Source organism: Marinobacter panjinensis, from assembly GCF_005298175.1.
GTDB lineage: Bacteria > Pseudomonadota > Gammaproteobacteria > Pseudomonadales > Oleiphilaceae > Marinobacter > Marinobacter panjinensis.
This window is the reverse complement of sequence record NZ_SZYH01000001.1, coordinates 2,839,379-2,853,129: the sequence shown is the minus strand read 5'-3', so window position 1 is coordinate 2,853,129 and position 13,751 is coordinate 2,839,379. Positions and strand designations below refer to the sequence as shown.

Annotated in this window: 15 protein-coding genes; 5 read left to right on the top strand and 10 right to left on the bottom strand. The window is 58.1% G+C overall.

Translation table 11 applies throughout. From position 1 onward, the window contains the following. Window positions 1-39 precede the first annotated feature (39 nt). Together FDP08_RS13085 and FDP08_RS13080 are read left to right on the top strand one after the other, a co-directional pair. On the top strand, window positions 40-435 hold the full coding sequence (locus FDP08_RS13085) for an ectoine synthase (protein WP_137436577.1): 396 nt from the start codon (window positions 40-42) through the stop codon (window positions 433-435). Window positions 436-446: 11 nt separating this feature from the next. Continuing rightward, the gene (locus FDP08_RS13080) at window positions 447-1,649 is read left to right on the top strand and encodes an MFS transporter (RefSeq protein WP_137436576.1); all 1,203 of its coding nucleotides are present in this window, start codon (window positions 447-449) and stop codon (window positions 1,647-1,649) included. Window positions 1,650-1,788: 139 nt separating this feature from the next. Here FDP08_RS13080 and FDP08_RS13075 read toward each other — a convergent pair whose 3' ends face one another. The 3 genes from FDP08_RS13075 to FDP08_RS20335 form a co-directional block, all read right to left on the bottom strand. After that, window positions 1,789-2,964 carry a type III PLP-dependent enzyme gene (locus tag FDP08_RS13075; protein ID WP_137436575.1) on the bottom strand — a complete coding sequence of 392 codons (1,176 nt, stop codon included), beginning with the start codon at window positions 2,962-2,964 and terminating at the stop codon, window positions 1,789-1,791. Between the two features lie 166 nt (window positions 2,965-3,130). Then, window positions 3,131-3,949 (bottom strand): ATP-grasp domain-containing protein, encoded by an 819-nt coding sequence (locus FDP08_RS13070; RefSeq protein ID WP_137436574.1) that lies wholly within the window; start codon window positions 3,947-3,949, stop codon window positions 3,131-3,133. Window positions 3,950-4,140: 191 nt separating this feature from the next. Further along, window positions 4,141-4,515, bottom strand: a complete 375-nt coding sequence (locus FDP08_RS20335) for a hypothetical protein (protein ID WP_170979031.1) — start codon at window positions 4,513-4,515, stop codon at window positions 4,141-4,143. 57 nt (window positions 4,516-4,572) lie between these two features. On the opposite strand from FDP08_RS20335, the gene FDP08_RS13060 reads away from it, so the two are divergent. Together FDP08_RS13060 and FDP08_RS13055 are read left to right on the top strand one after the other, a co-directional pair. Then, the gene (locus tag FDP08_RS13060; RefSeq protein WP_137436572.1) at window positions 4,573-4,941 is read left to right on the top strand and encodes a DUF6746 family protein; all 369 of its coding nucleotides are present in this window, start codon (window positions 4,573-4,575) and stop codon (window positions 4,939-4,941) included. A gap of 63 nt (window positions 4,942-5,004) precedes the next feature. After that, window positions 5,005-5,856 (top strand): eIF2B alpha/beta/delta subunit family protein, encoded by an 852-nt coding sequence (locus FDP08_RS13055; RefSeq protein ID WP_137436571.1) that lies wholly within the window; start codon window positions 5,005-5,007, stop codon window positions 5,854-5,856. Here FDP08_RS13055 and hrpB read toward each other — a convergent pair. From hrpB to FDP08_RS13025, 6 genes are all read right to left on the bottom strand, one after another. Beyond that, complete coding sequence (gene hrpB, locus FDP08_RS13050; RefSeq protein WP_137436570.1) at window positions 5,810-8,287, bottom strand: ATP-dependent helicase HrpB; 2,478 nt, start codon at window positions 8,285-8,287, stop codon at window positions 5,810-5,812. The two genes, FDP08_RS13055 and hrpB, sit on opposite strands and share 47 nt — an antisense overlap. Window positions 8,288-8,472: 185 nt before the next feature. Beyond that, on the bottom strand, window positions 8,473-9,141 hold the full coding sequence (locus FDP08_RS13045; protein WP_137436569.1) for an SCO family protein: 669 nt from the start codon (window positions 9,139-9,141) through the stop codon (window positions 8,473-8,475). Window positions 9,142-9,163: 22 nt separating this feature from the next. Further along, window positions 9,164-10,087, bottom strand: coding sequence for a heme o synthase (gene cyoE / locus FDP08_RS13040; RefSeq protein WP_137436568.1), 924 nt, complete (start codon window positions 10,085-10,087; stop codon window positions 9,164-9,166). Beyond that, window positions 10,084-11,190 carry a COX15/CtaA family protein gene (locus FDP08_RS13035; protein WP_228263301.1) on the bottom strand — a complete coding sequence of 369 codons (1,107 nt, stop codon included), beginning with the start codon at window positions 11,188-11,190 and terminating at the stop codon, window positions 10,084-10,086. The genes cyoE and FDP08_RS13035 overlap by 4 nt, the downstream gene beginning before the upstream one ends. Before the next feature lie 24 nt (window positions 11,191-11,214). Then, a complete protein-coding gene (locus FDP08_RS13030) occupies window positions 11,215-11,859 on the bottom strand; it encodes a hypothetical protein (RefSeq protein ID WP_170979030.1) in 645 nt (214 codons plus the stop codon). Further along, window positions 11,846-12,586, bottom strand: a complete 741-nt coding sequence (locus tag FDP08_RS13025; protein WP_137436567.1) for an SURF1 family protein — start codon at window positions 12,584-12,586, stop codon at window positions 11,846-11,848. Before FDP08_RS13025 ends, FDP08_RS13030 begins: the two co-directional genes overlap by 14 nt. Window positions 12,587-12,636: 50 nt before the next feature. Here FDP08_RS13025 and FDP08_RS13020 point away from each other — a divergent pair, with 50 nt between their 5' ends. Then, the gene (locus tag FDP08_RS13020; RefSeq protein WP_137436566.1) at window positions 12,637-12,840 is read left to right on the top strand and encodes a twin transmembrane helix small protein; all 204 of its coding nucleotides are present in this window, start codon (window positions 12,637-12,639) and stop codon (window positions 12,838-12,840) included. A 19-nt stretch (window positions 12,841-12,859) separates the two neighbouring features. On the opposite strand, the gene FDP08_RS13015 is transcribed toward FDP08_RS13020, so the two are convergent. Continuing rightward, on the bottom strand, window positions 12,860-13,747 hold the full coding sequence (locus tag FDP08_RS13015; protein WP_137436565.1) for a cytochrome c oxidase subunit 3: 888 nt from the start codon (window positions 13,745-13,747) through the stop codon (window positions 12,860-12,862). Window positions 13,748-13,751 lie beyond the last annotated feature (4 nt).

Genomic DNA, 13,751 nt, shown 5'->3' with positions numbered 1-13,751 from the left:
ATACTGTAGGACTGCTCCATCAAATAACGAGGGATAAGTATGAAAATTGTACGAGTTGAGGACATCATCGGCACCGAGCGCGAAGTAACCGGACCGGGCTGGACCAGCCGCCGCATGCTGCTCAAAAAGGATGGCATGGGCTTTTCATTCCACGAGACCATTATCCCTGCCGGGGCTGAACTGAATCTCTGGTACAAGAATCACCTGGAGGCGGTCTATTGCGTCGCTGGCAACGGCACCATCCTCGACAAGGCGACGGGTGAAACCCACGAAATTTCTGACGGAACCCTTTACGCACTGGACAAGAACGACCCCCACACCCTCCGCGGTGGTACCGAAGACATGCGCCTGATCTGCGCCTTCAACCCACCTGTCACCGGCCGTGAAGTCCATGACGAAGACGGTGCTTACACTTTGGATACCAGCGACGTTTAAGCCTGGCCTCAGTGGCTGACGCTTCAGAGATCACAACACCGCCACCGGCAGCAAAGCTGCTTCCGGTGGCGGTGTTGCTTTGGCTTGCAGGTGTTTACCTGCGCATACCGGTGCTGGTGGCACCGCCCCTGGCCCCGTTTATCAGCGACGACCTCGGCCTGTCCCAGGCCCTGACCGGGGCACTCACCACCCTGCCCATACTGATGCTGGCGATCGGCTCCATGCCCGGCTCACTTGCGATCGCCAGACTAGGGCCACGGAACACCCTGGCGCTGGCCATGGTAATCATGGTCATAGGTTCTGCCGGCCGCGGCCTCTCCCCGGATACCGTCACACTCATGCTCGCCAGCGCCGTTATGGGCCTCGGCGTCGCCATGATGCAACCCTCCCTGCCGGCATTGTTGCCCCGATGGCTAGAGCCCCGCCACCTGGCCATCGGCTCTGCCATCTACATGAACGGCATGCTGATGGGCGAGTTCATCGGCGCCGGCATCACCCTGCCGGTATTGATGCCATTGCTGGATAACAGCTGGCGAGCCACCCTGCTGGCCTGGTCACTGCCCGGTTTACTGGTAGCTGCAGCCCTGTTCCTCCCGCGCCGAGACATGGCCCGACCGGTACGAAAACCCTCCTGGCTGCCTGACTGGAAAAACCCTCTCACCCTGAGAATCGGCCTGCTACTGGGCTTGTCCGGCTCCCTGTTCTTCGGCTTGAACGCTTATATGGGCAACCTGCTGGAACAGCAGGGCAACTTTGAAATGCTGGCGGATGCCCTGTTCTGGTACAACTTCGCTCAGGTGATCGCGTCGCTGGTAATGCTGAAAATGGCCAGATACTGGGTGGGCCGGAAACTCCCCATCATAGTAGCAGCTAGCTGCAGCATCATCGGTACCATTGGCACGCTGCTGCTAGCCGGCTGGTGGGCCATCGCCAGTGCGACCTTTATGAGTTTAACTGCGGGCATTCTGCTGATCTTGTTGGTGGCGTTACCGCCAGTACTGGTGGAATCCAAAGAAACCGGAAGATTGTCTGCAGGAAACTTCCTGGTCGGTTACACCCTGGCGTTTTCGGTCCCCATGATCGGCGGGCTACTGGCTGACTGGGGCGATGACGCCCGCTATGCGATAGGTTTTATCATCGCTTATTGCGTGCTTGTACTTCCTTTGACCTTTACCCTGGACCTCAAACGACAGAAGGGCCAACCCGAGGGTTGACCCTTTATCTGGTGCTATTGGTCAGCGCTTTGCCTGGCCGCGGGGCGGGGGTAATTTTTCCTTGGAAATGGAACTCGCTTCGCTCAAACACCCATTTCTGGCGGAAAATTTACCCCCACCCCACGTCCTTACCGATGGCTTAGATATAGTAGTCTTTTAACGGGGGGAAACCGTTGAATTCTATTGCGCTGTAGGTTGTGGTGTAGGCACCCGTGGACAGCCAGTACATTCGGTCGCCAATGGCCAGGTTCAGCGGCAACGGGTATTTGTGGTGCTCGTACATGATGTCGGCACTGTCGCATGTCGGACCCGCAATAACACAGTCTTCGCCTTCACCCGATTTCTCGGTATAGATCGGAAACTTGATGGATTCATCAAGCGTTTCGATCAGGCCACCAAACTTACCGACATCGGTGAATACCCAGCGATGCAGGGCAGTGCGGGACTTCCGTGAAATCAACACTACTTCACTCACCAGAACACCGGCATTGGAGATCAGTGAACGACCAGGCTCAATAATGATCTCGGGCAACTCGTCGCCAAAGTCCTCGTCAAGAAACCGCTTGATCTCTTCGGCGTAGGTTTTCAGGTCGTTGGTACGGGTGATGTAGTTGGCCGGAAAGCCGCCGCCCATGTTGATCATCTTCAGCTCAATGCCGTCTTCTTCCTTCAGGCGCTCGAAGATCACCTTCACCTTGCCCAGCGCTGCGTCCCACGCGCCAATTTCCCGTTGCTGGGAACCCACGTGGAAAGAAACACCGTAAGGCACCAAGCCCAGGTCGCGGGCCAGGATCAGCAGGTCCATGGCCATGTCGGTCTGGCAGCCGAACTTGCGGGACAGGGGCCAGTCGGCAGTCAGGGTGCCTTCGGTAAGAATGCGTACATACACATTGGAGCCGGGGGCTGCCTTGGCGATGTTGCGCAGGTCCGCTTCCGAGTCGGTGGCATAGAGGCGCACGCCTTTCTCATAGAAAGTGCGGATGTCCCTGGCCTTCTTGATGGTGTTGCCGTAACTGATACGATCGCCGGTTACACCCAGACCCATGACCTTCTCGAGTTCATACACAGACGCAATATCAAAGCTCGCACCCTTGTCCCGCAACATGGTCAGAACCTGCGGCGCCGGGTTGGCCTTTACCGCGTAGTAGACGTTGGCATAGGGAAAGCCTTCCACCAGTTCGTCGTACTGACGGTCGATGGTGGCGGTATCGATAACGACGCAGGGCGTTTCCTTTGTATCGGCAAATGCCTTGATACGGGCAAAGGTCTCGGCGGTGTAGTAATCAGCGATGATGGCGTTGGCAGACTCGGTCATGGATAGTGTTTCCCTCCACGGGGTAAACAGGCATAAAAAAGGGCACCACAGCGACGCTGCGGCACCCGGTAATGACGCGATCATCGGGCTTTTTCGGAACCCCGGATATGAGCATATCTACCCATAAGTATCAGCCGCTCTGCAAAAACGGGAATCTGATCCGGAATTACACCGCAACCGGCCATACCGGCGCAGGCCCGGTGGGTCCATCTGGGTCTTCCGGCTCGGCCTGTTGCTGCAGGTAGTCCAGAATGGCAGACTTCAGGTCACCGGGCTGACCCAGCCCTTTATTTCCGAACAACCGGTTGAACTCCAGCACGTAGGGGTAACCTTCCACCAGCGCAATATCAAAACCCGCATGGTCCACGCCCAGCTCTCTCGCCAGCCGCAGCGCCAGGTTCGTTACCACGGGCGGAACCGGGCTGTTATCAATACGTCCACCCTGCGACACGTTGTTATAGAACCCCTGATCCGCCTGGGTCCGCCAGTAAGCGGATACCACCCGGTCCCCGACAATCACCACCCGCACATCCCGGTCGATCGGCAAATATTCCTGAGCATATAAAACACTGGTCCTCTCACAGTAACGCTGCCAGTCGGCCCGGTTCTCGATCAGCCATACCCCTTCGCCCATGCTCGCCTTCGGTAACTTGGCTACAAACGGCAGCACCATGGCATCCCACACCACCTGTTGTTCCTCAGGGCCGTTGGCCTCTATCAATGTCCATGGAGTGTGCTCCGGAGCCACCACCTGGAAGGCACGGGTCATCTCAACCTTGTCGTGGCCAATCCGATAACTGGCAACGCTGGGAAACACCCGGCATTTCAAGCCATAAACCAGGGCATTCAACTGCCAGTATTCCGGGAACAGAACCCAGTCTGCGCTTTTAAGCAGTTCCTTGTGGGCCAGGAACTGTTCGGGCTTGAGTACTTTGGTATCCGGGAAGCCCAGGGTGCGGAATATGTCGAAGGAAACCAGTTTCATGTGGGTGGGTGCGTGGTTGAGTTGGTCGCATTTTATACAGGTTTTGGTTGGGTGCAATGGTTATTTGCTTGGTAGGACTGTTGGGGTTGGAGGAGGGGTATGGGGGTGTTTTATTTTTCAAATGAAAATGAACTCGCTGCGCTCAGACACCATTTTCTTTATTGAAAAATAAAACACCCCCATACCCTTAGTTAACGCCAGTTGTCGTGGCGATTTACCAAGGTTTTGCCCGGTTTTGCCTGGAAGTCTGTTATCTCTACACCTGAAACTGTGTCCGTCCAAAAAGACTTGAAGTCAAACCACAGCCCAACCAAAGCTTTCCGTAACGACATCACCATTTTCAGTAAGAGCGGGGTGGTGGGGGTATTTTTCCGCCAGGAATGGGTGTCTGAGCGAAGCGAGTTCCATTCCCAAGGAAAAATACCCCCACCACCCCGATCCCCACCAAAATCATCCGTCTTACCAAAGCCAAAGCCAAAGCTAAAGCCAAAGCCAAAGCCAAAGCCAAAGCCAAAGCCAAAGCCAAAGCCAAAACTGACAGAAATCATTGCCAGAACAACAAACATACCTTAACCTTGAACGCGAACTATTATCATTATTGATATCGACAAGGAGAAAACGATATGAGAAAACAGACCCTGGCTCTGCTGACCTGTGCTGCCCTGACGTTTCCGGTAACTTCGTTTGCTGGCGAGGTTGAACACTATGAAGGTAAAGAATCCGCCAACCTGAAGGAAGCCGTAGAGAACTTTTCTGAGTACAACGAAAAACTCGAGAAGATACTGGAAGGAGAACTGACTCCGGAGGCCATGAACGAGATCCATCAGCTTACCTATACCCTGGAAAACGCCCTCGGCAAGATCAACGAGCAGTTCGACGGACTGGCGGAAACACTGGAAGAAATACACCTTGCCTCCGAAAGCGCCGATACTGAAGCCGTTGCGAGCAATGGCGAAAGCTATCTGGAAACCAGCCGCACAGTCATCGAGTAAACCTCGCGGACAACCGGTACTCTCGCTGCTACCCTTGAACCTTAACGGCAAGGGAAAGCAGCGATGCCCGGTTTTGATGACAGAGCAAACGAACTACTGAACAGGATCCGGGAGGATTACGAGTCCGGAGCCACAGCGCTGGCGCTGGAAACACTCAAGGGCCTGGAATCGTATGTGGAGGCGACCGAGCCTGCTTCCAGCGACCTGGCAACGTTACTCACAGAACTTCGCAATGCCCGCCCCAGCATGATCGTGATTGGCAACGCCATGGCGAGGGTGGAGTCACGACTGGCAAGCGGGGAGACGCCACTGGTGGCGGTTAACCGGGTTACCCACGAGCTGGAAAACGCCAGTGCCGCCATAGCCCAGCATGCCCGCCAGAAAATTCCCGCCAATGCCGTGATTATGACCCACAGTGCCAGCTCGGTGGTGCTGCAGCTGTTTCGCCTTCTGGTACGGGAGCAACACACCTTTTCTGTCATCTGTACCCAGAGCAGCCCCGGCTTCGAGGGACATCAGCTCGCCCGGTCGCTGAATGACATGGGCGTACCGGTCACCCTGATTACCGATGCCCAGATGGCCTTGTTTGTTCCCCAGGCGGATGTGGTGGTCACTGGTTGTGATACCTGGCTTGTGGATGGGCATTTCATCAATAAAAGTGGAACCCGCCTGCTTGCCCTGGCAGCCCGTGCTCATAACAAACCTTTCTGGGTGCTGGGGGACAGCTTCAGACACAGTGATCAGACCAGCGAGCAAGTCACCCTGGAAGAAATGCCAACCAGCGAATTGCTCGCCCCAGCGGGTGAGTGGATTACGCCCCGGAATGTCTATTTCGAAACCATTCCGGAATCGCTGATTACCGGCAGAATCAACGAGCAGGGCGTTTTTTCGTTCCCTGGCTCGCCTCGGCAGTGAACGGGTCTTCCGGCCAGGGGTGTTTGGGATAGCGCCCGCGCATGTCCTTGCGCACCTCCGGGTAGGCGTTGCACCAGAAGCTGGCCAAGTCCGCCGTGACGGCGAGGGGGCGCTGGGCCGGGGAGAGCAGGTGGATAACCACTGGCACCCGGCCGCCGGCGACGGTCGGGGTTCTGGTCCAGCCGAACAGCGCCTGGAGCTTGGCGGCCAGTACCGGCCCGTTTTCCACCGTGTAATCCAGTGTCACCGACTGGCCACTGGGAATCGTCAGGCGGGTTGGTACCAGTTCTTCCAGTGACTGTAGTTGCCGGTAGTCCAGCAGGCTGGCAAGTGCCTGGTTCAGGTTGAGCTTCTCCAGGTCGCGCCAGCGATCCATTCCTGCCAGGAAGGGCCCGAGCCAGGTTTCCAGATGATCTGTCAGCCAGCGCTCGCTGACGTCTGGCCAGTCACCGGGAAAGCAACGGGCCAGCAGGGAAACCCGGGCAAGCCACTGTTCAGCAATTGGCGTCCAGGGCAGGCTTTTGAGTCCTTTTTTACGCACCGCCGCCAGCAGGCCCTGCTGCACCAATTCCGGGGATGGGGCCGGCAAGGCGGTTTCTTCCAGTACCAGTTGCCCCAGTTTTCTCACGCGGCGGGCTATGACCGTTCCGCGCTTGTCGTCCCAGACTGCTTCCTCTCGCTCATGGATATGGTTGGCCAGGTCCAGTTCGAGTAGCACCGGATCAACCGGTGCCGCCAGATAGATCGTCGCTTCCCTGGCCTTGCCATCAAGCTCGGCGGTCGCCAGCCACGGGTGTCGGGCAAGAGGATCCTGATCCCGCAGAACGGCGCCACGCCCGTTGCTGAGTTGGTAACGGGGAGCGTCACCGCGCCGTTTACGGGCAACCCTGTCCGGGTAGGCCAGGGCGAGCAGACGGCCCACTTCGTCCTCAGCAGGCAACTCTCGTGGCCGATCCAGATTGCCGGCCAGCCGCGATACGGACTTTGCAATGGCTTTCACTCTGGCAGCATCAATGCCATGGTGGGGCCCCTGTCCCCGCAATATCCGGACTCGCTCCTGCATGTCCGCCCCCGCAGACCGCCCGGCCAGGTCCCGCTCTTCCAGCAATGCCGCCAGCTCAGCCGCAAGAAAACCAAGATCAATTTCACGGCCCCGAAGGATCATGTGTGCCAGCCTTGGATGCACGCCCATATCCCGGGCGGCCTTGCCGTGCCCGGTGATGGCGCCGTCGGTATCCAGCAGGTCCAGCCATTGCAGCAATTCCGCTGCCTGCTGCCAGTGTGCTGAAGGTGGCCGATCAATCCAGTCCAGTTGCTCCGCAGACCTGGCACCCCACTGTGCCAACTCCAGAACCAGGGGGGCCAGGTCCGCCTCCTGTATTTCCGGCGTGGTAAACTCCGCCAGACCAAACTGAGCGGACTCGCTCCATAGCCGGTAACACACACCAGGCTCAATCCGCCCCGCCCGCCCCTTGCGCTGTTCCGCCGAGGCTTTGGACACCCAGCCCGTCACCAACCGAGTCATGCCACTGTTGGCATCGAACACTGCGCGGCGTTGCTGGCCGCTGTCGACGACCACCCGAATCCCCTCGATGGTCAGGCTGGATTCAGCAATGGCGGTGGCCAGAACCACCTTGCGATAGCCCTCGGGCGCCGGGGCAATAGCCCGGTCCTGTTCGTCGGTCCTGAGGTTGCCGTACAGCGGCGCCACGATCACGTTGCTGCCCATCTGGCTCTCAAGCTGTCGCTCCGCCCGCCGGATTTCCCCGGCGCCCGGCAGGAATACCAACAGCGACCCGGTTTGTTCCGCCAGCGCCTCGTGAATCACCGACACCACCTGATCCACCACCCGACCGTTACGTGGAAGCGGCCGGTAGGCCACATCCACGGGAAACGCCCGGCCCTCACTGGTCAGCACCGGTACGTCACCCAGCAGGCGGGCGATAGGGGCAGTATCCAGGGTTGCCGACATTACAATCACCCGCAGATCCTCTCGCAACGCCTGCCGCGACTCCCGCACCAACGCCAGGCCAAGGTCCGCTTGCAGCGAACGCTCATGAAATTCGTCGAAAATCACGACGGCGTAGTCTTCCAATGCAGGATCGTTCTGGATCAGACGCGTAAGAATCCCTTCAGTGACCACCTCTATCACGGTCGCCGAGGTCACCCGCGTATCCAGCCGTGTCCGATAACCCACCGTCTGACCCGGCTTCTCCCCCATCTGCCCGGCCATATACCTGGCCGCGGACCTGGCTGCCAACCTTCTTGGTTCAAGCATCAGTATTTTGCGACCGTCCCGCCACGGGGTATCCAGCAGCGCGAGCGGTACCCTCGTAGTTTTGCCTGCACCCGGTGGGGCCTGAAGCAGCACTGTGGTTTCGGATTCCAGTGTTTTCAGGAGGTCCGGGATGATTTTGGTTATTGGGAGCATTGGTGGGGCTTTTTGGCTCTTTTCAGGACTGGTCGGGTTGGGTAGGGGCGTGGGGTGGTGGGGTATTTTTCCGCCAGGAATGGGTGTCTGAGCGAAGCGAGTTCCATTCCCAAGGAAAAATACCCCACCACCCCGCTCCTGCACCTAACCTATCAGTCCTGAGCAAGGCGAAACCGCGTAACGAATCAGGACTGTGAAGCCCGTGGATGGTTGTCGCGGGCCCACTCGTAGATTTCACGGTAGGCCTTCACCAGGTCTTCCGGATTGTGCGGGGGTTGTAGCACGGCAGTCATTTCACCTTCCGGATTGATAAGGGCAAAGTGGCCGCTGTGGTCTACAAGCAGTTCACCGTCCACCTCCCGGTGGGTAAAGGCCGCATTGAGGCTTCTGGCCAGCTGCCTCAGGGTTTCCAGATCACCGGTCAGACCATGGAAGTCATCGCCGAAGAATTGCACGTATTCCCGCAGCCTTTCCGGCGTATCGTGTTCCGGGTCTGCGGTGATCAGCAGGAATTCCGGTTGTGGCAGGTCATCCGGAAGCAGGTTGTCGGTTCTGCGCAGGTTGGCCATGGCGGCAGGGCAGATGTCCGGGCAATTGGTGTAGCCCACAAAGGCAAAGGTCCATTGTCCCCGCAGGCTTTCGCGGGTGACCGTTTCGCCGTGCTCGTTGACCAGCTGGAAGTCGGCAAGCTCGCGGCCCTGGTCGTACACGTAGGCGTTGATCTCACTCAGTTCTGGTGCGGGAGAGGGCTCGTCATTCCCGACTAACAGTACCTGTCGTCCGACCACCAGCCCGAAGATCAACACGATAATCAAAAGCAGGATGATCAGCGTCAGGCGAATCGAACGGTCCATGAAGTCTCCGGCAGATCAGTAATCAGAAAAACACAAAATGGTCGACCAGCAACACGACGAAAAGGGCCATCAGGTAGGTGATGGAGTATTTGAACGTGTTCAATGCTACCCGGCGATCATCGCCACGGAGCAGGCGCACTGCATACTGCAGGAAGCGCAGGCCAAGGGCCAGGGCGCCTACCAGGTAGATCATCCCGGACATGCCGGTAACAAACGGCAGCAGGCTGACCGCAAGCAGCATCAGGGTATAAAGCAGAATATGCAGCTCGGTGTATTTGTTGCCGTGGGTGACCGGCAGCATTGGAATACCCGCTTTGGCGTATTCTTCCTTGCGATGAATGGCCAGGGCCCAGAAATGCGGCGGAGTCCAGGCAAAAATAATCAGCACGAGCAGCAGTCCGTGCCCTTCAACCTGCCCGGTAACCGCTGTCCATCCGAGCAAGGGGGGCATGGCGCCGGCCAGGCCACCAATCACGATGTTCTGGGGCGTCATGCGCTTTAGAAAAAGGGTATACACGCCGGCGTATCCGACCAATGAGGCCAGTGTCAGCCACGCCGTGAGGGCATTTACCTGCCATACCAGAACCACCATGCCCGATGCCGCCAGCACAGTCGCAAACATCAATGCATCAACGGGGGAAATCTTTCCGGTGGCAACGGGCCGCTTGCGGGTGCGGGCCATGACGGTGTCGATCTTCTGGTCAACCACGTGGTTGACCACGGCAGCGGCGCCCGCCAGCAGGGCGATACCAAGGTTGCCATAGAGCAGGACTTCCCAGCCCGGCACGCCCGGGGTGGCCAGCAACATGCCGATGACCGAGGTGAGGATCATCATCGCCACTACCGTGGGCTTGGTCAGCTCCAGAAAATCGCGCCAGGAAATGCTCGCAGAATCGGATCTGCTGGTCGTGTTCTGCGCCGGCAGTGCCTCAACACGCTCGCTCATGCCGTCACCTCTCGCTCAATTGTTGTTGTATGTGTTACGTCCGCTGGTTGCGGCAGTTCCTGCTGGTGAAAGCGCCAGAGCAGGTTGATCACGCTCAGCAGCAATCCCGCACCCATGGCATTGTGCGCCACCGCCACTGACAAGGGAATATGGAATACGATATTGGCCAACCCGAGCGCAATTTGCGCCATCAGTACTACCGCCACCAGCTGAACATGCGGCGCCATGGGGGTCCGCCTCGTTCTGCGCCACAGTAATGCCAGAAATACCGTGAAGTACGCAAGTACTATCACTGCGCCCAGGCGGTGGGTGACGTGGATGGCAACCCGCCCATCCGCTGTCAGCTGTCCTCCCAGGTAATTCGGTCCCACGTGCTGGGTAACATCAAACCCGTGAGCAAAATCCATGTCGGCAGGCCACCATTCGCCCTGGCAGGTTGGCAGGTCGGTACAGGCCACTGCTGCATAATTGGCCGCTGTCCAGGCACCCAGGCCTATCTGCATTACGACCAACACAAGGCCGCCGTAAAGCCAGGGCCGGAAGCGGTTCCGCCCGGAAGGCCCTGCCTTCTCCAGCCCGGCGGCAGCCCGCTGCTGTTTGCCACGCAACCGCAGTGTAAGCAGGGCGAGCATGCTGAGGGTGGTAAATCCGCCAAGCAGATGCAGCGCAACCACCTGGGGCCAGAGCTTCAGGGTAACCGTCCACATGCCAAATGCGCCCTGAAGAACAATGAACAAGGCGATAAACAGTGGCAACCTGTAGGGCAACCCTTCCCTGCGATGGCGGAAAGCGAACGCTGCCAGGCCAAAGACGACCAGCCCGAGAGTACCGGCGGCGTAGCGGTGAATCATCTCCGGCCAGCCTTTTTGTACATCGACAGGCGTTTCCGGGAACCTGGCATTGGCGATGGCCATCCGTGCTTCGTCCTGGGGTACGGTCAGAAATCCATAGCAGCCGGGCCAGTCAGGGCATCCCAGGCCTGCATCTACCAGCCGGGTCCAGGCGCCCAGCATGATGACCACGACCGCCAGCAAGCTCGCCAGTAGAGCCAAGCGCGCCAGTATGCGGGCATGGCGGGATGTATTATTCCGGATATCGTTCAACGCTGGATCTCCCGGCAATCATCATTAACCAATCTGCGACAGTTTCAACAGATGTTTGAGGTCTTTCAGCATGTCCTTGCCGGTGTGCTCACTACCATAGTGCATGATGACATTACCGAAGGGGTCCACCAGCAAGATGCGGGGTTCCTGCTCCGGGCTGATGCCAGTCGGCCATTGGGGAGAGCCATTGCCGGAGATGCTCAGGCGTTCCATGGAACGGTACTCATCATCCCAACGCGCGGCCAGGTCTTCCGAAACAGAGCCCAGCCAAGCGGCCCGATTGACACGGTTGGCATTCTTGCCCAAGGCAATATTGACCTGACGGGCGCGGTACAGGAGCTCTTCGCAATCCGCGGCACAATCGCCAGACACCACCACCATCATCCATTCCGGGTCAACCGCTTCGGGACCGAAACGGTCTGCGAGGGGCTTGCCGTTAGCACCTTCCAGTTGCATCTGGGCCAGGGGCGCGGGTGGCTGGATCAGTTCGCCATTATTGCTATGACCGGTCGGGTTCAGCCAGCCGGTATAGTACATGATCGTTGCAAAAATCATCGGGCCAAAGCCAATGGCAAACAGCAACAGCGCTGTTCGTCTGCCGCGGCGGACCTTTTCAGGGGAAACCGCGTCTTCCTGGTCGTTCTGGTGCATCTTCTCAGCCGTTGTCATTGTCGTCGTTGGCTCCTGTTTTGCGATAACTCGCTACCACCGTCAATATAACCAGTGCCGCGGCCAGTGAAAACCATTGCAATGCGTATCCGTAATGCGTCTGCGGCCCCATCATATCCGGAGCCCAGTCTGCGCGGTAGGCTCCGGGCTGTTCGGGACCCGAAAGCCTCAGTACAAGACCAGCCACATCTGCCTGGACCTCTTGCGCCTGCTGATGGGACAGTGACTGGGTTCGCCGTGGCCATTCATCACTCTCCCGGGACACATCCTTCAGCACTGGCGGCTCGGGGAAATCACTCAAGCGACCCTGCAGGCGGACATCACCGTTTGGCCGGCTGATTTCCGGCAGCTCGTCCCGCCTCCTGGGAGCCTGGAGCCAGCCCCGGTTCACCACCACCGAGCGCCCCTGTTCGGGGAAGAATAGCGTCAGCACCTCGTATCCGGGTGCACCATCGCGGGTACGATTATCCAGCAACCAGGAAGTCTCCCCGTAGCGGCCGGAAATAGTGACCGGCTGACCGGCCTCCAGACCCGCAGCCTCAAGCTCCACCCAACTCAGGCTGCCAGCTTCCTGTTGCCACTGGGCCAGTTGTGTCTTTTTCTCCTGTGCCCGCTCCAGCTGCCAGACACCCAGGCCAATCAGCAGAGGCAGGAACAGCCCCGAAAACAGCAAAAGCCGCCAATCAAAATGCCACTGCCGGCGGGATTGATCAGCCGGATCAGACATGCTCTGCTATAGTGGTTTCTTGACCAATATTCCCGTAAACAGGATTTTTCATGCTGAAGTTTCTCATAGTCGTACTGATGTTGGCGGTTCTGGTGAGCCTGTTCAGCGGGCTGTTTTTCCTGATCAAGGATGGCGGGAAAACGAACCGTGTCCTGAATTCCCTGGCATTGCGGGTCGCACTGAGCGTGATGCTGCTGGCCGTCATTCTGATTTCGTTATGGCAAGGGGGCCTGACGCTGAATCCGACCCCCTGATCTCACCGGTTCACTACAATCAGATCACATAGACAAACACGAAGAGTCCGAGCCAGACCACGTCCACAAAGTGCCAGTACCAGGACGTGGCTTCAAACCCGAAGTGATTGTCTCCCGTGAAGTGACCCTTCTGTATGCGTACCAGCATGATCACCAGCATCAGGGTACCCAGTATCACGTGGGCGCCGTGGAAACCGGTCAGCATGAAGAACGTACTGCCATAGATGCCTGACTGAAGTGTCAGACCCAGGTCCTGATAGGCGTGAACGTATTCGTAGCCTTGGACACACACGAAAACCAGCGCCAGCGCAATGGTGGCGGCGAGCCAGGTCTTGACCTTTTTGCGGTTGTCTTCCTTCAGTGCATGGTGGGCAACCGTGACTGTGAAGGAAGATGTGACCAGCAGAATGGTGTTGATCAGCGGCAGCCCCCAGGGCCCGATGGTACCTTCCGGCGGCGGATAGGCCTCGGGGTTGGGTGTATTGATCAGCGGCCATGTGGCCTGAAAACCTTCCCAGAGCATGTTGGAGCTGCCGCGATCACCTTCACCACCAAGCCAGGGTATGGCGAAGACCCGGGTATAGAACAGAGCCCCGAAAAAGGCCGCGAAGAACATCACTTCCGAAAAAATGAACCAGCTCATACCCCAGCGGAAAGAGCGGTCCATCTGTGGGCTGTACAATCCTGACCGGCTCTCCTTGATAACAGCGCCGAACCATCCGAACAGCATATAGACCATGATGGCGGCGCCCACAAAGAACGTTAGCCAGGCACCGGTGGTACTTTCACCCTGGTTGCTGTTCACCATGATAGAGGCGCTTCCGTAGAGGGTAACCCCCAGGCCCACAGTGGCCACAATCGGCCACTTGCTCTGTTCAGGAACGTAGTACGTCTGGTTTTCCGCCATGACA

What these genes read in the sequence shown, in the direction of transcription:
- FDP08_RS13045 (WP_137436569.1), bottom strand. Translation starts at nt 9,141, where the DNA reads ATGGACCGTTCGATTCGCCTGACGCTGATCATCCTGCTTTTGATTATC.
- FDP08_RS13055 (WP_137436571.1), top strand. Translation starts at nt 5,005, where the DNA reads ATGCCCGGTTTTGATGACAGAGCAAACGAACTACTGAACAGGATCCGG.
- FDP08_RS13025 (WP_137436567.1), bottom strand. Translation starts at nt 12,586, where the DNA reads ATGTCTGATCCGGCTGATCAATCCCGCCGGCAGTGGCATTTTGATTGG.
- cyoE (WP_137436568.1), bottom strand. Translation starts at nt 10,087, where the DNA reads ATGAGCGAGCGTGTTGAGGCACTGCCGGCGCAGAACACGACCAGCAGA.
- FDP08_RS13015 (WP_137436565.1), bottom strand. Translation starts at nt 13,747, where the DNA reads ATGGCGGAAAACCAGACGTACTACGTTCCTGAACAGAGCAAGTGGCCG.
- FDP08_RS13060 (WP_137436572.1), top strand. Translation starts at nt 4,573, where the DNA reads ATGAGAAAACAGACCCTGGCTCTGCTGACCTGTGCTGCCCTGACGTTT.
- FDP08_RS13085 (WP_137436577.1), top strand. Translation starts at nt 40, where the DNA reads ATGAAAATTGTACGAGTTGAGGACATCATCGGCACCGAGCGCGAAGTA.
- FDP08_RS13070 (WP_137436574.1), bottom strand. Translation starts at nt 3,949, where the DNA reads ATGAAACTGGTTTCCTTCGACATATTCCGCACCCTGGGCTTCCCGGAT.
- FDP08_RS20335 (WP_170979031.1), bottom strand. Translation starts at nt 4,515, where the DNA reads ATGTTTGTTGTTCTGGCAATGATTTCTGTCAGTTTTGGCTTTGGCTTT.
- FDP08_RS13020 (WP_137436566.1), top strand. Translation starts at nt 12,637, where the DNA reads ATGCTGAAGTTTCTCATAGTCGTACTGATGTTGGCGGTTCTGGTGAGC.
- hrpB (WP_137436570.1), bottom strand. Translation starts at nt 8,287, where the DNA reads ATGCTCCCAATAACCAAAATCATCCCGGACCTCCTGAAAACACTGGAA.
- FDP08_RS13030 (WP_170979030.1), bottom strand. Translation starts at nt 11,859, where the DNA reads ATGACAACGGCTGAGAAGATGCACCAGAACGACCAGGAAGACGCGGTT.
- FDP08_RS13075 (WP_137436575.1), bottom strand. Translation starts at nt 2,964, where the DNA reads ATGACCGAGTCTGCCAACGCCATCATCGCTGATTACTACACCGCCGAG.